Source organism: Alkalihalophilus lindianensis (assembly GCF_032843265.1).
GTDB classification, from domain to species: domain Bacteria; phylum Bacillota; class Bacilli; order Bacillales; family Bacillaceae_D; genus Alkalihalophilus; species Alkalihalophilus lindianensis.
Map to the genome: position 1 here is coordinate 1 of NZ_JAWJBA010000556.1, position 259 is coordinate 259.

1 protein-coding gene is annotated in these 259 nt (G+C 66.0%); it reads right to left on the bottom strand.

Annotated features, from left to right (window positions below):
- Positions 1-259, bottom strand: a 259-nt coding sequence (locus RYX56_RS23405) for an ATP-binding cassette domain-containing protein (protein ID WP_317124264.1), incomplete at both ends; no start/stop codon positions are given.

The following is a 259-nucleotide window of genomic DNA, read 5'->3' on the forward strand; positions in this document are numbered from 1 at the left end:
GTGACGAATACGCTGGTCAGGTGCACGTCCTCGTGCAGGCGCGCCAGCCAGCGGCGCAGCTCCTTGCGCACCTTGGCATCCAGCGCGCCGAAGGGTACGTCGAGCAGCAGCACTTTCGGCTCCACCGCCAGGGCGCGGGCCAGGGCGATACGCTGGCGCTGACCGCCGGAGAGCTGTTCCGGATAGCGATCGCCAAGCCAGTCGAGTTGCACCAGGTTGAGCAGTTCGTGCACTTTCTGCTGGATCACGTCTTCGCTCG